Source organism: Streptomyces sp. NBC_01304, from assembly GCF_035975855.1.
In the GTDB taxonomy this organism is placed as follows: domain Bacteria; phylum Actinomycetota; class Actinomycetes; order Streptomycetales; family Streptomycetaceae; genus Streptomyces.
Genome location: NZ_CP109055.1, coordinates 4,045,115 through 4,064,963, shown reverse-complemented (window position 1 = coordinate 4,064,963; position 19,849 = coordinate 4,045,115). Strand labels below are relative to the sequence as shown.

The window sequence follows — 19,849 nt, the reverse complement described above, 5'->3', positions numbered from 1 at the left end:
TGAAGTCATGGGAGGGGAGGGCTACTTGACCGAGCGGATCAGCTGGACCAGGACCGCGCCGACCGCCGCCGCGATGCCGCCGAAGAGGAACAGCGCGCCGTAGTTCTGGGTGCCGCCGCCGATGCCGAGCAGGAGAGGGGCCATCATCGGGACGAGGGACTGGGGGAGTGCGTTGGCGATGTTGAGTACGCCCATGTCCTTGGCGGTGGTCTCCGGGTCGGGCAGCACCGCCGCCGCGAGCGCCACGTCCACCGCGAGGTAGAGGCCCTCGCCGAAGCCGAAGACGGCGACCGCGAGCAGGAAGGCGTTGAAGGAGCCGGCCGTCGCGATCAGGACGAGGCCGACGCCGATGACGGCCGCGGAGGCCAGGACGAACGGTTTGCGGCGGCCCGCGTTGTCGGAGAGGAAGCCGCCGAGCAGCGAGCCGGCGACCACTCCGCCGACCGTCACCAGGGTGGTGGTGAACATCCTCGACGCCACATCGCCCTCGGCGACGCCGAGCTTGTCCATCAGGAAGTACACCTGGTAGCTGGTGACACAGGCGATGCCGATGAAGACCAGGAAGCGGCTGACGAAGTTCCAGGCGTAGTCGCTGTGCTTGCGGGGGTTGACCCAGAAACTGCGCAGGAACTCCTTGAAGCTGTACGGGGCGAAGGCGCCGGGCCGGGCCGGGCGGTCCCGCATCACGGCGGCCAGGACGCAGGCGCCGACGACGCCGATCAGGGCCGGGACGATGAAGGCCACCGCGATGTTGCCGCTGAAGACCTTCGCGAGGAAGGTGCCGCAGACCATCGAGACCGACAGCATCATGCCGACCAGGCCGGAGACGCGGCCGCGCTGGTGGTCGGGGATCAGGTCCGGGATGCAGGCCGTGACCATGCAGAGCGCGGCGTTGCAGCCGACCTGCGCGATGGCCCAGCCGATCAGGAGCATCGTCACGCTGTTCGCGAGGCCCACGATCGTCAGTCCGCCGAGGGCGACCAGCGAGCCGCCGATCAGCCAGGGGCGGCGGCGGCCGAAGCGGCTGGTGGTGCGGTCGGACAGGGCGCCGAAGAGCGGGTTGCCGATGAGCGCGAGGAGGGCGCCGACGGAGAGGACCTTGGCCAGGGCCGCGTTGCGCTCCGCCTCCGGGGCGATCTGGGCGACCCGCACCTGCAGGGTCACGATGATCGGGGTGAAGACCGCGATGCAGACGCCGAGTTGAGCGGCGACGAGACCGAAGATCAGCTTGCCGGGGGCGTTCGGCGGCTGCGGGGCGCCGTGCGGCTCGGTCCCCGGGGCGCCGGCACTCGGGGATGCGGCCGCGCCGGGCGGGGCGTCGTGGACCAGGGCCATGGCGGCCTCCTGTCGGGGACGGGGGCGGCTTCGTCGCCGCTCCTGTGTCCAAAGGTTAAACACGAAAACCGCGTAGGTACTAGGTTTTGGTTTTGTGGCCTGGATCACGGGCCCGCAGCCTCCCCGGCAGTGCCCCGGTGGGGGCGATTAAAGTGGCTCACATGTCGCAGAGCCAGGGCCCTAAGTCCCAGAAAACCGCAGCTAGAGGCACCTATGCGGTGGGCGATGAGCGACGCGCCCGGATCCTCGACACCGCCGTCGAGCACTTTGCCCAATGGGGCTTCCACGCCTCCTCGTTGGCCCGGATCGCGAAGGATGTCGGGATCACCCAAGGTGGGCTGCTGCACCACTTCCGCAGCAAGGAAGACCTTCTGTTTTCAGTTCTTGAACGCAGCGAAGAACATGACGTGGAGCAGATCTTCCGCACCGAGACCCATCCGACCGAGACCCATCCGGCGAGGGAGCTCTGCGCGGCCGTGCTCGCGCTCGCCGAGGTCAACACCCGGCGCCCCGGCCTGGTGAAGATGTTCAACGTCCTGGTCGGCGAGTCCGGAAACCCGGGCCACCCCGCGCACGCGTACTTCACGGCGCGCTACGACCGGGTGATCGACCAGACCACCGAGGCGCTGCGCCGCGCGGTCGCCGGCGGAGAGCTGAAGGCGGACACCGACTGCCGGGCCGTCGCGCAGGAAATGATCGCGGTGATGGACGGGTTGCAGATCCAGTGGGCGCTGAATCCGCGGGCCATCGACATGATCGGCTCGTTCCGCGGGTACCTGGACCGCTTGCTGCGGTCGATCACGGTGGAGGAGGCGGGACTGTAGTGCGGGACCTGGTCGGGGCCGTGACACGGCGCGAGGAAGTCCGCCCCTGGCGGCAGTTCCTCCGACGCCTGCTGCCCACCCCCACCGCGACGCCCTTCACCTTCGGCTACGCCCTCGTCCTGGCCGTGACCTCGCTGTTCACCGAGTACGCCGACCCGCACCTGGTCGACCGGCTGCTCCAGGTCTCCAGCACGGACGTCGAAGGCCTGGCCCAGGCCCCGGCCCTGGTCATGGTCGCCAGCGCGCTGTGGATCGCCGGCGGACTCACGTCCCCGTACGCCCTCGCCTTCCTGGTCGTCCTCACCGCCCTGGAGCGCCGCATCGGCGGGTGGCGTACCGCCGGGATCTTCCTCCTCGGTCATGCCGCGACCACGCTGGTCACCGAAGTCCCCATCGCCCTCTCGGTGTTGACCGGCCATCTGCCCGACAGCTCCCTGCACCGCCTCGACTACGGCATCAGCTTCGGCGTCACGGCGGCCGTCGGCTCCCTGGCCGGGCTGCTCGTCCCGTGGGCGCGGCTGCTGCTTGCCGGCGGCACGGCGCTCGTCCTCGTGAACGAGCTGATCGCGTTCGCCGACCCGATGGCCGACTGGGGGCATCTGTTCGCCCTGCTCATCGGGGTCGCCTCCTGGCCGCTGGTGCGCCGGTGGCGGCGCGAGCGGGGCGGGCCGGCGAGGGACGTGGGCCAGGTCAGGCGCGTACAGAAGGTGTAGCCGCCCCGTGGGGCGAATTGGCATCCGGTGCCGTCCGCCACCGATACTGCTTCCCTGAAGGGGAGAGGTCGCACGTGAACACGATCCACTGGACGGACGCCGACGACGAGCGGCGCACGGCCCGCTGGTACACCCAGAACGCCACCCCGCCCCCCAAGCGCGTCATCACCGCAGGCGCCCGCATCAGCGTCGCCGCCGCGTATCGCCACGTCAGCGAGGGGACCGCGCTGCTCTGGCAGGGCGACTACCCGTCCGCGCGCCGTCTGCTCACCTCCCTGCGCCGCAAGCTCGACGGCATTGCGCAGCCCAAGTCCGACTCCCTGGCCCAGGCCTTCCACCTGCAGCGCCGTGAGCAGGCGAGGCGGTCCCGGGTCCTCGGCATGCTGCTGATCCCGTACGCCGACGACTGGGCGATCGGCCTGCGGCAGGCGCCCGACGTCCGGGAGGCGTGCGTCCAGGCGTACGGGGAGTGGCCGGGCGGCGACGAGCCCGTGGTGGGCTCGCTGCGTGAACTGCTCGGCATCGTGGGCGCGTACGAATGGCGTCGCAAGGGCGTCGAGATCCCGGCGCTCGGCGCGGGCGCCCGGATCCACCCGCACTACGGGGTCTTCTCGCCGGTCCGTGGCGAGTACGTCGACCTGGTGGCGAAGGCCCCGCTGCCGGCCGGCGCCGACTCGGCCTTCGACATCGGCACCGGCACCGGTGTGCTCGCCGCGCTCCTGGCCCACCGGGGTCTGCGCCGCGTCGTCGCCACCGATCTGGACCCGCGCGCGGTGGCCTGCGCCCGGGACAACGCGGAGCGGCTCGGGCTTCCGGTCGAGGTGCGGGAGGCCGACCTCTACCCGGCCGGCCGCGCCCATGTCGTCGTCTGCAACCCGCCCTGGCTGCCGGCCCGCCCGCGCACCCCGCTCGACCACGCCGTGTACGACCCGGGCAGCCGCATGCTGCACAGCTGGCTCGACGGTCTCGCCGACCACCTCGAACCGGGCGGCGAGGGCTGGCTGATCATCTCGGACCTCGCGGAACGGCTCGGCCTGCGCGGCCCCACGGAGCTGAGCGACGCCATCGACAAGGCCGGGCTGCGGGTGGTCGGGCGCCTGGACACGCGGCCCCGGCACGGGCGGGCGGCGGACCGGGACGATCCGCTGCACGAGGCCCGCGCGGCGGAGCTCACCACCCTCTGGCGGCTGGCGCCGCGGGCTACGTGAGGCGCAGCAGGGTGTGCGGCTCCGGGCGGGCCTCCTGGCGAAGCAGCAGGGTGACGAAGCCGAGCGTGCCGCGGTAGCCGCCGAGCCATTGGGTGCGGTGCTGCTTGGCGGTCGCCAACACCTCTTCGCTCTCCGGGTGTTGGGGGTTGTCCAGGGCCCAGCGGGTGAGGGAGCCGGTCCACGACCACTCGTAGTCGTCCCACTCCTCCTGGGTGCTCACATGCCCGTGGAGCGGGATCCAGCCGTTCCGCTCGACGAGCTCGACGGTGCCGGCGAGGTCGGTGTACTCGTCCTCGGTGAAGCCGACCTGGAGGGTCTCCTTCGTCGGGGGCCGCTCCCAGAAGCCGTCGCCGACGAGGACGGCGCCGCCCGGCGCGAGGTGTTTGCGGGCGGCTTCGAGCGTGGGCAGGAGGCCGCCGAAGGCGTGCGTGGAGCCGACGCAGAGGACCAGGTCGTACGGGGCGTCGCCGTTGAAGTCGGCCGCGTCCTGGTGGTGCAGCGTGATGCGGTCGGCCAGGCCGGACTGGGCGATGTGCTCGCGGCCCCGGGCCAGGGCGGGCTCGCTCAGGTCCACGCCGTCGGCCCGCACGCCTTCGCGGTTGGCCACGGCCCAGATCAGCCACTCGGCCTCGCCGCAGCCGAGGTCCAGTACGCGCTCCGTTCCCCGGGGGAGGGCGTGGGCCAGGAGTTGGTCGACCCTCTGGTCGCTGAGGGGGGCAGCAATGGGGTGCTCGCTGTGGGCGAGGCTGCTGAGGTCGTCGCGGTGCATGGGGGGATTTTGGCCCCTCCCCGCCCCTTCCCGAAAGTCCTGACGGACAGCTTCGGGGGCTGCCGCCCCCGGACCCCCGCCTGGATTACGGCCTTCGGCCTCGTCCTCAAGCGCCGGACGGGCTGGGTTGGCCGAACGGGCTCATCAGCCGAACTGCACGCTCGCCATCGCCGCATGAGTCCGCCACCCCACCGCCTCGTACATCAACCGGCCCTCCAGCGTCCCGACCAGAATCCCGGTCGAGGCCCCGGCGTCTAGCGCGGCGTTCTGCAGCACCCGCATCACCAAGGACCCGAGCCCCTTGCGGCGGTGCAGCGGCGACGTCTCGATCTGGTCCGCCACCGCCGTGGCGCCCGTCGCCGCGATCTGCCCCCGCGCGGCCAGTGACCCGTCCGCGGCCGTGACCATCACGCGCACGACCCCGCCCCGATGCCAGACCCGCATCCGATACCCCTCGGGCACGGCCACCGCGGCCGACCGTTCGAGGTCGAGCGTCATCAGGAACCCGGGCAGGTCCACGCTCCAGCCCGACTCCGCCCCGCCGAGCCACGGCATGATCAGCTCCTCCGCCGCGTCGGGCTGCGCGAGGTCGAGCGTCACCTGGGGCAGGAACACCTTCAGCCAGCGCCCGGCCACCGCCGAGTCCACCGCGAGCTTGCGGATGACGGCCTCGTCGCCGTCGGGAATCAGATGCCGCGCCGTCTCCTTGAAGTTACCGACGGCCACGGTCCAGCCCCAGGGCTCCTCGTCGGGTTCGGCGGCACCGCGGGACACGACCCAGCCGTCGATCCAGGACTTGACCAGCGGTGTAATGGATGAAGTAGGCATGCGTGCATTACATCGTTCTCGACAGCGGCCTCGCGACCCCTGATCGCTCAGAGCGAACACCCTCTGGGGAACATCTCCAGGCTCACAAGCATTGAGTCGGCATAGCTCAACTTGATTGCCGAAGGGGAGATCATGGCATCGACGTCCGCATCCGCATCGCTCACCCTGCCCGTGCTGCCGCTCGACGACGAGGTCGTGCTGCCCGGAATGGTGGTCCCGCTCGACCTCAACGATCCCGATGTACGCGCCGCGGTGGAGGCCGCCCAGGCCGCCGCCCGCAGCGAGCCCGGGAAGCCAAAGGTGCTCCTGGTCCCGCGCATCGACGGGACGTACGCCGCGACCGGCGTGCTCGGCACCGTCGAGCAGGTCGGCCGGCTGGCCGACGGCGACCCCGGCGCCCTGATCCGCGCCCGCAAGCGCGTCAGCATCGGCGCGGGCACCACCGGTCCGGGCGCCGCCCTGTGGGTCGAGGGCCTCGAAGTCGACGAGCCCGTGCCCGACCCGCTGCCCGGCTCGGTGACCGAACTGGTCAAGGACTACAAGGCACTTGCCACCAGCTGGCTGCGCAAGCGCGGCGCCTGGCAGGTCGTCGACCGCGTACAGCAGATCGAAGACGTGTCGGCCCTGGCCGACAACTCCGGCTACTCGCCGTTCCTGACCGTCGACCAGAAGATCGAACTCCTGGAGACCGCAGACCCGGTGGCCCGCCTCAAGCTCGCCATCCAGTGGCTGAGCGAGCACCTCGCCGAGCAGGACGTCGCCGAGTCCATCGCCAAGGACGTCCAGGAGGGCGTCGACAAGCAGCAGCGCGAGTTCCTGCTCAGGCGCCAGCTGGATGCCGTACGCAAGGAACTGCGCGAGATCAACGGCGAGCAGGAGGGCGAGGAGTCCGACGACTACCGGGCCCGCGTCGAGGCCGCCGACCTGCCCGAGAAGGTCCGCGAGGCCGCCCTCAAGGAGGTCGACAAGCTGGAGCGGTCCAGCGACCAGTCGCCCGAGGGCTCCTGGATCCGCACCTGGCTGGACACCGTCCTCGAACTCCCGTGGAGCGAGACGACGGAGGACCAGTACGACATCCAGGGCGCCAAGGCGATCCTCGACGCCGAGCACGCCGGCCTGGACGACGTGAAGGAGCGCATCACCGAGTACCTGGCCGTACGCAAGCGCCGCTCCGAGCGCGGTCTCGGCGTGGTCGGCGGCCGTCGTGGGGGAGCGGTGCTCGCGCTCGTCGGCCCGCCCGGCGTCGGCAAGACCAGCCTCGGCGAGTCCGTCGCGCACGCCATGGGCCGCAAGTTCGTGCGCGTCGCACTCGGCGGCGTACGCGACGAGGCGGAGATCCGCGGCCACCGGCGTACGTACGTCGGCGCCCTGCCCGGACGCATCGTCCGCGCCATCAAGGAGGCCGGCTCGATGAACCCGGTCGTCCTCCTCGACGAGATCGACAAGGTGGGCTCCGACTTCCGCGGCGACCCGGCCGCAGCCCTCCTCGAAGTCCTCGACCCCGCCCAGAACCACACCTTCCGCGACCACTACCTGGAGGTCGAACTCGACCTCTCCGACGTGGTGTTCCTCGCCACGGCCAACGTCCTGGAGGCCATCCCGGAGGCCCTGCTCGACCGCATGGAGCTGGTCCGCCTCGACGGCTACACCGAGGACGAGAAGGTCGTCATCGCCCGCGACCACCTGCTCCCGCGCCAGCTGGAGCGGGCCGGTCTCGAAAAGGACGAGGTGACGCTCGACGAGAGCGCGCTGCGCAAGCTCGCCGGGGAGTACACCCGGGAGGCGGGCGTCCGCAACCTGGAGCGGTCGGTCGCCCGGTTGCTGCGCAAGGTCGCGGCGCAGCACGAACTCGGCGAGCGGGGGCTGCCGTTCACCATCAAGGACGAGGATCTGCGCGGTCTCATCGGGCGCCCGCACCACGTCCCGGAGTCGGCCCAGGACCCGGCCGAGCGGCGCACCGCGGTACCGGGTGTCGCGACGGGTCTGGCCGTGACCGGCGCGGGCGGCGACGTCCTCTTCGTCGAGGCCTCGCTCGCCGACCCGGAGACGGGCGCGGCCGGACTGACCCTCACCGGCCAGCTCGGCGACGTGATGAAGGAGTCCGCGCAGATCGCGGTGTCCTTCCTGCGGGCGCACGGAGCCGAACTCGAGCTCCCCGTCACCGACTTGAAGGACCGGGGCGTGCACATCCACTTCCCGGCGGGCGCGGTGCCGAAGGACGGCCCGAGCGCGGGCATCACGCTGACGACCGCCCTGGCCTCGCTGCTCTCCGGCCGCCTCGTCCGCACGGACGTGGCCATGACCGGCGAGGTGTCGCTGACGGGACGCGTCCTGCCCATCGGCGGCGTCAAGCAGAAGCTGCTCGCCGCGCACCGGGCGGGCGTCACCACGGTGATCATCCCGAAGCGGAACGAGGCCGACCTGGACGACGTACCGGCCGAGGTCCTTCAGAAGCTGGAGGTCCACCCGGTGACCGACGTCCGCCAGGTCCTCGAACTGGCCCTCGCCCCGGCGACCAACGGGGCGAGCCCCAAGGTCCCGATCGCGGCGTGACGGGCGCGATCAGGAGCGGACGGCCCTCCCCCTCGACCGACGAGGGGGAGGGCCGTTTCGTACGCGCACACAGCCGGATGCGTACGCACACGTCCTGAGGGCGGCGGTGGACGTCAGCCGTTGGCGAGGGCCACCACGCGGTCGAGGGCGCCGTTGAACTTGTTGTGGTCGCCGACGATCGGGCCGGACGACGTGTACTGCCAGATCGTCTGGAAGCCCCAGCCGGCCGGGAGTTCACCGGGCGTCGTGTTGTAGCGGGCGATCCACAGCGGGTTGGTGGCACCGAAGCCGCCGTAGTTGCCGGTGCAGTCCTTCCACCAGCTGGTGGCCGTGTAGATCACCGCGTCGCGCCCGGTGCGGGCCTTGTAGCGGTTCAGGAAGTCCCTGATCCAAGTGACCATCGCCGACTGGCTCTTGCCGAAGCACTGCGCCCCGTACGGGTTCCACTCGATGTCCAGCGCGCCGGGCAGCGTCTTGCCGTCACGCGACCAGCCGCCGCCGTTGTTGACGAAGTAGTCCGCCTGGGTGGCACCGCTCGTGGTGTCGGGGGTCGCGAAGTGGTACGAGCCGCGGATCATGCCGACGTTGTACGAGCCGTTGTACTGCTGGGCGAAGTAGGGGTTCTTGTAGTACGTCCCCTCGGTGGCCTTGACGTAGGCCCACTTCACGCCGCTGGACCAGAGGCCGGACCAGTTGACGTTGCCCTGGTGGCTGGAGACGTCGACGCCCTCGGTCTGGACGGCGTTGGGGTCGGCGGGCGGCAGCTGGCCCTGGCCGTCGTGGCCGACGACGCCCATGCCCATGCGGGCCGAGCCGCGGGTGGGCGCGTCGGCGGCCTGGGCGCTGGTGGGGAGGGAGACGAGGAGCGAGAGGGCGGCGAGCAGAATGCCGACCGCGGTGAGGCGCGAGCGGCGTGGTCCGGATCCGGGTCTGTGCACGGGCATTGCGTGCCTCCGAAGGCCTCGGTGGTGCACTGGGTGATGCACTTGGGGGGAACCTGTCGACATACGGACATGCCCTCATGTCGCTGGTGCAGATCTTTGGCTCAGATCCCTGGTGTGGGCATGTCATCCGGTGCAGTAATGAAGCTACGCACGTAGAAGAGGGGTAGGGAAGGGGGCCTTGGGGCTGCCGTTGGTCTACTCCTGCGAAATACTGGCCCAGCTGCGGCAATGGCCGCCGCTGAAAGAAACTTTCAGGATCGGGAAAGCGTCGAATGGGTGCTGACGTGCACGAGAGCGAAGGGGCCCCGGGGGATCACCCGGAGCCGGGAAGTGGTGTGGACCACGAATTCCTCGCCCTGGAGCGGGAGTTGACGGTCTTTCTGCGCCGCGCCCGCGCCTCGTCCGGCGAGATGGCCAGGGAGGTCCACCCCGAACTCGAACCCGCCGCATACGGCCTGCTCGTACGCCTGGAGGAGGCCGGCCCGCAGCGGGCCACCGAGCTCGCCGCGTACATCGGAGTCGGCAAAGCGACGATGAGCCGACAGCTGCGCGCCCTGGAGGAGTTGGGCCTGGTCGCGCGCACCCCGGACCCGCTGGACGGCCGCGCCTCCCTGCTGCACCTCACGGAGGAGGGCCGGGCCCGCTACCGCGTCGTCCGGGACGCCCGCCGCGGCCAGTACGTGCAGCGGCTCGCGGGCTGGGACCGCAGCGAGGTGGCGGAGCTGGCCCGCCTCCTCGGCCAGCTGAACGCGCGCTCGGAGAGCTGAGGGGGGGGCGGGGCGGGCTGGAGCGGGGCCGGGCGGGGCGGACTGGAGCGGGGCCGGGGCGGGCCGGGACCGGGCGGGGGCCAGGGCCGCGGGCCGGGCGGGTGCTCGTGGGGGAAAAGGGGCGTATACGCGACCGAAATGCCCCTTATTGCTGACCCTTTCGCCCCAGTAGCCCCCTACAGCTCGACGAGCGCCGCCGCTGCGTCGTCGTGGGGCTTGCCGCGCGGGAAGGTGGCGCCCTCCGGGTCCGTTCGCTCCAGGGTCCGGACGCGGTCGATCAGGGCCTGGGGGCCCTCCTTACGGAGGACGGCGAAGCACTCCGGCCAGTCGCCCTCGCGGAAGGTCTCGACCCAGCGGGTCACCCCGTCCGTGAGGGCCGCGAGCGAGCGGACCTCCGAGCGGCGCAGCTCGCCCGTCACCGCGCGTTCCGCGACCGAAGGGTCGGCCGCCGCCGTGTAGAAGCCGCCCTCGGCGTTGCGTAGCGCCTCGACCGCGGCGCCGTACTCGCGGCCCAGCGCCGCCCGCTCCGCCGAGCCGCGCGGCAGCGCCCGTACCCGGTCGCGGAAGGCCCGCACCTCGGACGGGAGTTCGTCCAGGCGGCGGTCCAGGACTGCGCTCACCGTGCCGTCCGGGGCCTCGATCAGCAGTGCCGAGTCGGACAGGACCAGATGCTCGACCCGGTCCGTGTCCCAGCGCACGACGACCGCAGTCGCCTGCGGAGTTCGCTGGTGAGAAAGGTCACAGGTGTCCCGGTGGGCGTCCGCCGTGCGGGAGATGGCCGTACTCAGTACGTCGGTCAGCGGCATATCTCGCCGTGAAACCGACAGTTCACCCAGCGCCCCGCCGAGCCGCGCCGTGAACCACGGAACGGAATGCACACAACCGTCGTCGCCCGCCGGTGGTGTCACGCCGTCGAGGAGTACGAGCACCCCGCCCTGTCCTGACGCGGGCAGGGCCACCGACACGTAGTCCTCGTTGGGGCGGGCGGGGTCACCGGGTTCCGTGGCGAGTTCGATGCGCATCCGGCCAGTCTGCACGAGGCCTTCACGACGTCTGTACAAGGGCGTGGGGTGGGGGTGCGTGGCCGGATCCAGCCGCTCCTCGGCCGGTCGGGCCGGACTCGGCGGGCGGGCCCGAGGCCCCCGGGAGGGGTGGCGGGGCATCCTGCCAAAGCGGAGCAGGCCCGTCCAACCGGCGCTCCGTGGACGCCCCCTGAGCCTCACGGGAGAACTTGCCCCCCAACTCCCGTCGATGTTCACTCCTTCGGGTGGCCGCGCAGCTTGTGTGCGGTTACTGCCCAACCTCGCTGGAATGGTCATAAGCCGTACCAGGGGGGCGCTTGGGGGTGCTTGTGGCGATCCATGGGCTGTTGACCATGCGTCACCCAGGGCGTCTCGGGCGAGAACGAGAACATCGAGAATGCGAGCACCGGTGCAGATGCGGCGTCGTTCCGGGGGGAAGACCCCTGAATCCCGGCCGGACCAGCAGCAGGAAGCGGGTCGCGGCGAGGGCGCGGGGAGCGACCCGGACGCCGTACGCACCGAAGGCGCCCGCGTACGCACCGAAGGCTCCCGCACCGAAGGTTCCGGCCGCCGCGCGCGCGTGCGCAACCGGCTGATCATCGCCGTCGCGGTCGTCGCCGCCACCGTCGCCGGCGCGGGCACCCCCGGCATCATGGCTTCCTCCTCCCAACTGGCCGAGTCCCAGCGCCTGGTGACCCTCTCGGAGCTCACCCAGCAGGCCGTCACCCTCGCCCACTCACTGGCCGACGAGCGCGACGAGGTCACCTCGTACATCGCCGCCGGCCGCCCCAAGGGCAAGGCCGCGCAGGGCATCTCGGGCGACAGCACCAAGCGGAGCGGCCGCGTCGACCGCCAGATCGCCGAGCTGCGCGCCGACGCCCCGGCCGCCGTACGCAAGGACCTGGACGCCGTCGCGGACGTCCGCCGCGCCGCCCTCACCGGCCGCGGCTCGGCGCTGGACGCCCACACCGCGTACTCCCGCACCATCGGCGAACTCCACGCCCTCGCCGGGAAGCTCGCCGACCGGCTGCCGCCCCGCGCGGGCACCGGCGCCCGCGCCCTGGCCGACCTGGACCGCGCCGTGGAACAGGCCGGGGCCGCACGCGGACTGCTGCTCGCCGCGCTCGCCACGCCGCAGGCCGCCGCCCGGAGCGTGATCGACCCGGTCACCGGCCTGCCCCGCCTCAGCACCGAGAAGACCCCGGACGACCGCCGCCGCGACGCCCTCAGCTCCGCCGCCCAGCAGGCCCGCCTCAGCGAACAGGCCGCGCTCGCCGACTTCGTACGCTCCGCACCCGAGGCCTCCCGCACCAAGCTCAGCTCGACCGTCACCGGCCCCGAGGTCGCCACCGCCGAGAAGTACCTGGCCCACCTCACCGACCAGCCGGCCCTCAGCCAGGCCGAACTCCGCTACAACCGCGGCAAGGTCGACGCCGCCCTCTCCGCCCGCGTCGAGCAGCTGCGCAGCGTCGAGAACACCCTCGCCACCGACCGCACCGAGCAGCTCGGCCTGCTCCGCGACGACGACGTCACCGCCCTGGAGCTCCGCGTCGCCCTCGTCGGCGTACTGCTCCTGGTGGCCGTCGGCGTCTCCATGGCCGTCGCCCGTACGCTCACCCGCCCGCTGGCCGTCCTGCGGCTCGGCTCGGCCCGGCTCGCCAAGGACCCGGGGACCGGGGAGCCGATCCGCTTCACGGGCCGCGACGACGAGTTCGCGGCGGTCGTCCGGTCCGTCAACGCGCTGCACGACCACGCCGTCAAGCTGCACGAACGCCTCGGCCTCCTGGAGGGCGACCGCAAGCACCTGATCGGGCAGCGCGAGAAGCTCGCCGACGAACGCGAAGAGCTGCGCACTCAGCTCGCCGACGCCACGGCCCGCCTGGAGCGCACCCAGGCCGGTCTGCAGGGCACGTTCGTCAGCCTCGCGCTGCGCACGCTCGGCCTGGTCGAGCGTCAACTGGCCGTCATCGAGAGCCTGGAGGAGCGCGAGCAGGACCCCGACCGCCTCGCCACCCTCTTCAAGCTCGACCACCTGGCGACGGTCATGCGCCGGCACAGCGAGAACCTCCTGGTCCTCGCCGGCGCCGAACACCGGCACACCCACCCCGGCCCGGTCCCGCTGATCGACGTGCTGCGCGCCGCGGTCAGTGAGATCGAGCGGTACGAGCGTGTCCGCATCGCCGCACTGCCGCCGCACGCGCATCTCGCGGGCTTCGCGGCGGACGACGTGAGCCATCTGGTCGCCGAACTCCTGGAGAACGCGACCGCGTTCTCGCCGCCGGACGTCTCCGTCGAGGTCTCCGGGTGGCTCATGGAGAGCGGCGAGGTGATGCTCTCGGTGCAGGACGGCGGCATCGGCATCACCGCCGAGCGGCTGCAGGAGCTCAACTCCCGCCTGGCGGAGTTCGATCCGGACAACCCGGAGGCGTCGTACGACACCGACGGCGAGGACGGCCTCGGGCTCGGCCTCTTCGTGGTGGCCCGGCTCGCGGCACGGCACGGCACGCGGGTCGAGCTGCGCGAGCAGAAGCAGGGCGGGGTGGCGGCGCTCGTGGTGCTGCCCAAGTCGATCCTGGCCGCGGCTCCCGCTGCCGCGGTGGCTCCGCAGCGCACTGCCCCGGTGGTCGGGGCGGCGCCCGCGGTGCATCTGCCCGGGTCCGAGGCGGAGGCCAACTCCAATGTGCTGCCCGGGCGTTCGGGGGGTGAGGCGGCGGGGCCGAAGGCGGTCGAGGATCCGGTGATCGCGGCTGCGGAGCGGGCACTTCGCGAGGCGGAGGCCGAGGTTGTCGTCGAGGCCAGCCCCGAGCCCGTGGAGGTTGCGACCGAGGTCGAGCTTCCCGAGCCCCCCATCGCAGCCGATCCGGCACCTTCGCCTGTGCCCACCCGTCCCGCCCTGCGGGACGACTGCCCACAGGGTGGGCAGGAAGGTGAGCCCGAGCCTGTCGCCGAGCCCGAGCCTGCCGAGGAGCCCGAGCCTGCCGAGGAGCCCGAGCCCGAGTCCTCGACGACGATGGAGCTCCTCGCACCGGCCCCCGCCCCGGCCCTCGACCCCGACCCAGGGCTCGCCCCGCCCCCCACCCCCGAGCCCGAAGAAGCCCACGAGCGCACCCCGGACCCCACCCCCACCCCGGCCCCAACCCCCCGTCCCCCCAAGTGGGAACGCGTCGTCACCGACAAGGGCCTCCCCAAGCGCACCCCCAAGATCGCCGCTCCGGCCCAGGCCCCGACCAGGCCGGCCCCCGGAGCGGTCGACCCCGAGGCCCTGCGCAAGCGCCTCGGCAGCTTTCACCAGGCGGCGAAGGACGGCCGCCGCGACGTACAGGCCGAACTGGCGGAACGTACCGACGAACGTTCCGACGACGGGCCCGCAGCACCCGAAGCACCGGCAACGCAACCGATCACGGACCAGGGGGACCCAGTAGAGGAGGCACGCAGTTGACCGCCGCAAGCGCAGCAAGCACCTACCGCCTCAGCAGTGAAGCCCGCAATCTGCACTGGCTGCTGACCAATCTCGTGGAGGAGGTGCCGGGCCTCCACTCGGTCGCGGTGGTCTCCTCCGACGGACTGCTCCTGCTGTCCTCCGACCCGGGCCACCAGGCAACGGCCGGACCGGCAACCGCCGACGGCCCCAAGGGCTCCAGCGCCGACCTCGCCACCATCGTCTCCGGCATCGGCAGCCTCACCATCGGCGCCGCACGCCTCATGGACGGCGGCGGCGTCAAGCAGACGATGGTCGCGATGGACGAGGGCAGCCTCTTTGTCATGTCGATCAGCGACGGCTCCCTGCTCGGCGTGCACGCCACTCCTGACTGCGACATGAGCGTCATCGCGTACCACATGGCGCTCTTCGTCGGCCGTGCCGGGCACGTCCTCACCCCCGAACTCCGCAGCGAGCTGCGCCAGTCGATGGAGAGCACTAAGTGACCTCGGCGAGACTTCCGGTACGCGGCGGCGATCGCAAACCCGCCCGCGTACGCCCCTATTCGCTCACCGGGGGCCGCACCCGCTTCGGGCACGTGCTGCTGGTGGAGACCTTCGTGGCGAGCACGGCCGGCACGGCCGCGCTCGAAGGGCCCGGTGAACGGCCGGAGTTGATGAAGGGCGCGGCCCGCGTCATGCCGGAGATGCGGGCGATCGTCGAGATCTGCCGCCGGATGCGGACGGTCGCCGAGATCGCCGCGCTGTTGAAGATGCCGCTCGGAGTCGTCCGGGTCCTGCTCAGCGACCTCGCCGACCAGGGCCGGATCCGGGTGTACGGAACAGGTCATGGCCCAGGACAGCCGGACCGCGCACTGCTCGAAAGGGTGCTCAGTGGACTCCGCCGTCTCTGACCTGCTGCCTCCCGCGCTGATAGCGGACGCCGAAGAGGGCGCACAGCCCTGGCAGACCGACCGGACCCGGGCTCCCGTCGCCACGAAGATCGTGGTCGCGGGCGGCTTCGGGGTCGGCAAGACCACGCTCGTCTCCTCGGTCTCGGAGATCACTCCGCTGCAGACCGAGGCGCTGATGACGCAGGCCAGCGAAGAGACCGACGATCTCAGCGCGACCCCGGACAAGGCCACGACCACGGTCGCCATGGACTTCGGCCGGATCACGCTCGACGACGACCTGGTGCTCTATCTCTTCGGTACGCCGGGTCAGCAGCGCTTCTGGTTCATGTGGGACGACCTGGTGCGCGGCGCGATCGGCGCGGTCGTGCTCGCCGACACCCGGCGCCTGGACGACTGCTTCCCCGCGCTCGACTACTTCGAGAGCTGCGGACTGCCGTACGTCGTCGGGGTCAACCACTTCGAGGGCACCGAGGAGTTCGAGGTCGCGGACGTGCGCGAGGCGCTCACGATCCCCGACCGGATACCCGTCGTGATCATGGATGCGCGCCGCCGGTTCACGGTGCTCGAGACGCTCCTCGCGCTGGTCGCCCACGCGCTCGACGCGACACCCGCATAGGCAAGGAGAGCCACCCGCATGCGAAAGATACTGATAGTCGGAGCCGGCCAGTCCGGACTCCAGCTCGCCCTCGGACTGCAGTCCCAGGGGTACGAGGTCACCCTGATGTCCAACCGCACGGCGGACGAGGTCCGCAGCGGGCGGGTCATGTCCACGCAGTGCATGTTCGACACGGCGCTCCAGCACGAGCGCGATCTGAACATCAACTTCTGGGAGTCCCAGGCCCCGCGCATCGAGGGCCTCGGCGTCTCGGTCACCGGCCCCGACTCGGGGCGCGTCATCGACTGGGTCGGCCGCCTCGACGGCCACGCCCAGTCGGTCGACCAGCGCGTCAAGATGGCAGGCTGGATGGAGACCTTCGCCCAGCGCGGCGGCCAGTTGGTCATCCACGGCGCGGCGGTCTCGGACCTCGACTACTTCGCGCAGCGCTACGACCTGGTGCTCGTCTCGGCCGGCAAGGGCGAGCTGGTCTCGATGTTCGGCCGCGACGCCGCGCGCTCCCCGTACGCCGAGCCGCAGCGGGCCCTCGCCGTCGCGTACGTCCACGGGCTCGGCCCGCGCCCCGAGCACCCGGACTTCGACGCGGTGCGCTGCAACCTCGTGCCCGGTGTGGGCGAGCTCTTCGTCATGCCGACCCTGACGACCTCCGGCCGGGCGGACATCCTCTTCTGGGAGGGCATCCCGGGCGGCCCGCTGGACGTCTTCCGCGGAGTCAAGGACCCGGCCGAGCACCTGTCGCTCACCCTGGAGCTGATGGAGAAGTTCACGCCCTGGGAGTACGCGCGGGCGACGAAGGTCGAACTCACCGACGCGGGCGGCACTTTGGCGGGCCGCTACGCCCCCACGGTCCGCAACCCCATCGGCCGCCTCCCCGGCGGCGGTGCGGTCCTCGGCGTCGCCGACGTGGTCGTGGCCAACGACCCGATCACCGGCCAGGGCTCCAACTCGGCCGCCAAGTGCGCCGCTTCGTACCTCGACTCGATCGTGTCCCACGGCGACGGCGCCTTCGACGAGGCCTGGATGCAGTCGGCGTTCGACCGCTACTGGGCCACCGCCCAGCACGTCACCAAGTGGACGAACGCGATGCTGGCGCCGCCGCCGGAGCACATCCTGAACCTGATCGGCGCGGCGGGCGACCTCCAGCCGGTGGCGGACCGCTTCGCGAACGGCTTCAACGACCCGTCGGACTTCGAGAACTTCTTCTACGAGCCGGAGAAGGCGAACGCGTACCTCGGCGAGGTGGCGGCGGCAGCCCACGCGTGACCTTCGCGGCAGCCCACGCCTGACCGCGCGGCTGGAACATCCGGGCCGCCTTATACGTTGTACAGGTCATGGTCTGGGGTCTGCTGCTGTCGTCGGTCCTGGTGATGCTGCCGTTCGTGCTGGCCGTCATCAGGCACCTGGTGCTGCGCACGGGCCGTCCCGCCCGGCTCCGCCGCGCCCTGGCCCGCCGGGCCCGGCCCGGGCAGGGGGTGGGCGTCTCGGTGGCGGACGAGCTGATGGCCGCGCTGAACCCGAACAAGCGGGTCGAGCAGGAGCAGCGCCGGACCGAGCGGATCGTGAAGCACGATGCAGAGGACGGGGCGCCACCCCGCGTGGGCGTCGACCTCGCGTCCGGGAAGGCGGTGATCAGGCGGAAGGCCTGATCACCGCCGCACCCGGGGGTCCGCTCAGACGGCACCTTCCGCGACCGCCTCCGCCACCTCCGCGACCCGCTCCGCCTCCTCGGCGGCGAACCGCTCCGCGTCCAGCTTCTCCGCGATCTCCTCGTCCTCGGCCATCAGCTGATCGAGGTTGGAGTTGCCCATCTCGAAGACGCCCATGTCCAGATACGCCTGCTGCAGCCGCTTCCCCCACAGCCCGATGTCCTTGACGCACGGCACGATCCGCGAGAACAGCAACTGCCGGAACAGCGCCAGGTATTCGGACTGCTCGCTGTACTCATCGGCCTCGGCGGCCGAGATCCCGAAGTTCTCCAGGACCTCGACCCCGCGCAGCCGGTCCCGCATCAAGTAGCAGCCCTCGATGACGAATTCCTCGCGCTCGCGAAGCTCCGCCTCGGTCAGCTGCTTGTAGTAGTCGCGAAGCGCCATCCGGCCGAAGGCCACGTGCCGGGCCTCGTCCTGCATGACGTACGCCAGGATCTGCTTGGGCAGCGGCTTGTCGGTCGTGTCCCGGATCATGCCGAAGGCCGCAAGCGCGAGCCCCTCGATGAGCACCTGCATGCCCAGGTACGGCATGTCCCAGCGTGAGTCCCGCAGCGTGTCGCCCAGCAGGGACTGCAGGTTGTCGTTGATGGGATACACCATGTCGATCTTCTCGTGCAGAAAGCGCCCGAAGATCTCCGCGTGCCGCGCCTCGTCCATGGTCTGCGTCGCCGAGTAGAACTTGGCGTCCAGGTCGGGCACCGACTCCACGATCCGCGCCGCGCACACCATCGCGCCCTGCTCGCCGTGCAGAAACTGGCTGAACTGCCAGGAGGCGTAGTGCCGGCGCAGGTCGCCCTTGTCCCGGTCGGTCATCTTCGCCCAGTGCCGGGTGCCGTACAGCGTCATCGCCTCGTCGGGCGTGCCGAGCGGGTCGTGCGGATCGACCTCGAGACCCCAGTCGATGCGCTTGGCGCCGTCCCACTGCTTGTCCTTGCCCTTCTGGTAGAGGGCGAGAAGGCGCTCGCGGCCGTCGTCGTACTCCCAGCTGAAGCGGGCGTCTCCGCTCGCGGGGACCTCCCAGAGCGGTTCTTGCGGTGCGCGCGTGTAGCGGTCGTACGTCGACACGGAGAGCTCCTCACTACCAGTAACTACCCGTCAGATCCCGATAGTTGGCAGGTTCACACGTTGGTAGACCAGCGGTCAACAAGTGGTGCGCAGGGGATTGACGGCCTTGCTGACAGGCAGTCTCATAAGAAGAAGCATCAGGCGTGACCCCCGGTAACCCCCTGGCAACACCGATCGCGAGGTGGCAGCAGCCATGACGACCACGACGGAAGCCGGTGCGCTCGAAGGACTGCGGGACGCACTCGGCCTGCTCAAGGACCGGGAGCAGGTGGCCGAGCGCTTGCTCGAGTCTTCCGCCAAGCACTCCTTCGACCCGGACACGGAGCTCGACTGGGACGCCCCGGTCGAGGACGGGAAGTGGTTCTGGCCGCCGGAGCTGGTCTCCCTGTACGACACCCCGATGTGGCGCCGGATGTCCGAGGAGCAGCGGATGGACCTGGCCCGCCACGAGGCCGCGTCCCTCGCCTCGCTGGGCATCTGGTTCGAGATCATCCTCATGCAGCTGCTCGTGCGCCACATCTACGACAAGTCGCTGACCAGCAACCACGTCCGCTACGCGCTCACCGAGATCGCGGACGAGTGCCGGCACTCCATGATGTTCGCGCGCATGATCAAGAAGGGCGGGGCGCCCACGTACCCCGTCTCCTGGCTCAACCACAACATGGCCCGCATCCTCAAGACGGTCTCCACCACCCCCGGCTCCTTCGCCTGCACCCTGCTCGGCGAGGAGATCCTCGACTGGATGCAGCGCCTGGTCTTCCCCGACGAGCGCGTGCAGACCCTGGTGCGAGGCGTGACCCGCATCCACGTGGTCGAGGAGGCCCGTCATGTGCGTTACGCCCGCGAGGAGTTGCGCCGCCAGATGGTGACCGCGCCCCGCTGGGAGCGCGAGTTGACCCGGATCAGCAGCGGCGAGGCGGCCCGCGTCTTCTCCATCGCCTTCGTCAACCCCCAGGTCTACACGGACTGCGGCCTGGACCGCCGCGAGGCCCTGGCCCAGGTCAAGGCGAGCGGCCACCGCCGCGAGGTCATGCAGACCGGGGCGAAGCGCCTGACGGACTTCCTGGACGACATCGGGGTGATGCGGGGCGTGGGGCGCAGGTTGTGGCGGGCCTCCGGCCTCCTCGCCTGACCGTGCTGCCGGACTGCCGTACTCCTGACACGG

At 71.2% G+C, this 19,849-nt stretch carries 18 protein-coding genes; 12 read left to right on the top strand and 6 right to left on the bottom strand.

Annotated features, from left to right (window positions below; translation table 11 throughout):
- Positions 1–21 precede the first annotated feature (21 nt).
- Entirely contained in the window at positions 22–1,335 is a 1,314-nt protein-coding gene (locus OG430_RS17600) for an MFS transporter (protein ID WP_327353466.1), read from the bottom strand.
- 161 nt (positions 1,336–1,496) lie between these two features.
- Between OG430_RS17600 and OG430_RS17595 the strand changes: the two genes are divergently transcribed.
- The 3 genes from OG430_RS17595 (at position 1,497) to OG430_RS17585 (ending at position 4,080) form a co-directional block, all read left to right on the top strand.
- Positions 1,497–2,159 carry a TetR/AcrR family transcriptional regulator gene (locus OG430_RS17595; protein WP_327353465.1) on the top strand — a complete coding sequence of 221 codons (663 nt, stop codon included), beginning with the start codon at positions 1,497–1,499 and terminating at the stop codon, positions 2,157–2,159.
- Positions 2,159–2,872, top strand: coding sequence for a rhomboid-like protein (locus tag OG430_RS17590; RefSeq protein ID WP_442816507.1), 714 nt, complete (start codon positions 2,159–2,161; stop codon positions 2,870–2,872). Before OG430_RS17595 ends, OG430_RS17590 begins: the two co-directional genes overlap by 1 nt.
- A gap of 74 nt (positions 2,873–2,946) precedes the next feature.
- On the top strand, positions 2,947–4,080 hold the full coding sequence (locus OG430_RS17585; RefSeq protein ID WP_327353464.1) for a class I SAM-dependent methyltransferase: 1,134 nt from the start codon (positions 2,947–2,949) through the stop codon (positions 4,078–4,080).
- Here OG430_RS17585 and OG430_RS17580 read toward each other — a convergent pair.
- Positions 4,073–4,849, bottom strand: a complete 777-nt coding sequence (locus OG430_RS17580) for an SAM-dependent methyltransferase (RefSeq protein ID WP_327353463.1) — start codon at positions 4,847–4,849, stop codon at positions 4,073–4,075. The two genes, OG430_RS17585 and OG430_RS17580, sit on opposite strands and share 8 nt — an antisense overlap.
- A 144-nt stretch (positions 4,850–4,993) precedes the next feature.
- Positions 4,994–5,677, bottom strand: coding sequence for a GNAT family N-acetyltransferase (locus tag OG430_RS17575; protein WP_327353462.1), 684 nt, complete (start codon positions 5,675–5,677; stop codon positions 4,994–4,996).
- Between the two features lie 132 nt (positions 5,678–5,809).
- Between OG430_RS17575 and lon the strand changes: the two genes are divergently transcribed.
- Complete coding sequence (gene lon, locus OG430_RS17570; RefSeq protein WP_327353461.1) at positions 5,810–8,230, top strand: endopeptidase La; 2,421 nt, start codon at positions 5,810–5,812, stop codon at positions 8,228–8,230.
- 113 nt (positions 8,231–8,343) lie between these two features.
- Here the strand turns inward: lon and OG430_RS17565 are convergent, their stop codons facing one another.
- On the bottom strand, positions 8,344–9,174 hold the full coding sequence (locus OG430_RS17565) for a lysozyme (protein WP_327353460.1): 831 nt from the start codon (positions 9,172–9,174) through the stop codon (positions 8,344–8,346).
- Positions 9,175–9,446: 272 nt separating this feature from the next.
- Here OG430_RS17565 and OG430_RS17560 point away from each other — a divergent pair, with 272 nt between their 5' ends.
- Entirely contained in the window at positions 9,447–9,941 is a 495-nt protein-coding gene (locus tag OG430_RS17560) for a MarR family winged helix-turn-helix transcriptional regulator (protein WP_327353459.1), read from the top strand.
- Between the two features lie 176 nt (positions 9,942–10,117).
- Here OG430_RS17560 and OG430_RS17555 read toward each other — a convergent pair whose 3' ends face one another.
- Positions 10,118–10,963 carry a protein phosphatase 2C domain-containing protein gene (locus OG430_RS17555; RefSeq protein WP_327353458.1) on the bottom strand — a complete coding sequence of 282 codons (846 nt, stop codon included), beginning with the start codon at positions 10,961–10,963 and terminating at the stop codon, positions 10,118–10,120.
- Between the two features lie 397 nt (positions 10,964–11,360).
- On the opposite strand from OG430_RS17555, the gene OG430_RS17550 reads away from it, so the two are divergent.
- The 6 genes from OG430_RS17550 to OG430_RS17525 all read left to right on the top strand — a co-directional run bounded on the left by OG430_RS17550 (position 11,361) and on the right by OG430_RS17525 (position 17,556).
- The gene (locus OG430_RS17550; RefSeq protein ID WP_327353457.1) at positions 11,361–14,402 is read left to right on the top strand and encodes a sensor histidine kinase; all 3,042 of its coding nucleotides are present in this window, start codon (positions 11,361–11,363) and stop codon (positions 14,400–14,402) included.
- The gene (locus OG430_RS17545) at positions 14,399–14,887 is read left to right on the top strand and encodes a roadblock/LC7 domain-containing protein (RefSeq protein ID WP_327353456.1); all 489 of its coding nucleotides are present in this window, start codon (positions 14,399–14,401) and stop codon (positions 14,885–14,887) included. The genes OG430_RS17550 and OG430_RS17545 overlap by 4 nt, the downstream gene beginning before the upstream one ends.
- Complete coding sequence (locus OG430_RS17540; RefSeq protein ID WP_327353455.1) at positions 14,884–15,294, top strand: DUF742 domain-containing protein; 411 nt, start codon at positions 14,884–14,886, stop codon at positions 15,292–15,294. Before OG430_RS17545 ends, OG430_RS17540 begins: the two co-directional genes overlap by 4 nt.
- The gene (locus OG430_RS17535; RefSeq protein ID WP_327353454.1) at positions 15,275–15,910 is read left to right on the top strand and encodes a GTP-binding protein; all 636 of its coding nucleotides are present in this window, start codon (positions 15,275–15,277) and stop codon (positions 15,908–15,910) included. Before OG430_RS17540 ends, OG430_RS17535 begins: the two co-directional genes overlap by 20 nt.
- An 18-nt stretch (positions 15,911–15,928) precedes the next feature.
- A complete protein-coding gene (locus tag OG430_RS17530) occupies positions 15,929–17,173 on the top strand; it encodes a styrene monooxygenase/indole monooxygenase family protein (RefSeq protein ID WP_327353453.1) in 1,245 nt (414 codons plus the stop codon).
- Between the two features lie 68 nt (positions 17,174–17,241).
- Positions 17,242–17,556, top strand: coding sequence for a DUF6191 domain-containing protein (locus tag OG430_RS17525; protein ID WP_327353451.1), 315 nt, complete (start codon positions 17,242–17,244; stop codon positions 17,554–17,556).
- 24 nt (positions 17,557–17,580) lie between these two features.
- Here the strand turns inward: OG430_RS17525 and OG430_RS17520 are convergent, their stop codons facing one another.
- Positions 17,581–18,684, bottom strand: coding sequence for a ferritin-like domain-containing protein (locus OG430_RS17520; RefSeq protein WP_327353450.1), 1,104 nt, complete (start codon positions 18,682–18,684; stop codon positions 17,581–17,583).
- A 193-nt stretch (positions 18,685–18,877) separates the two neighbouring features.
- Here OG430_RS17520 and OG430_RS17515 point away from each other — a divergent pair, with 193 nt between their 5' ends.
- A complete protein-coding gene (locus OG430_RS17515) occupies positions 18,878–19,816 on the top strand; it encodes an AurF N-oxygenase family protein (RefSeq protein ID WP_327353449.1) in 939 nt (312 codons plus the stop codon).
- The last annotated feature ends 33 nt before the right edge of the window (positions 19,817–19,849 follow it).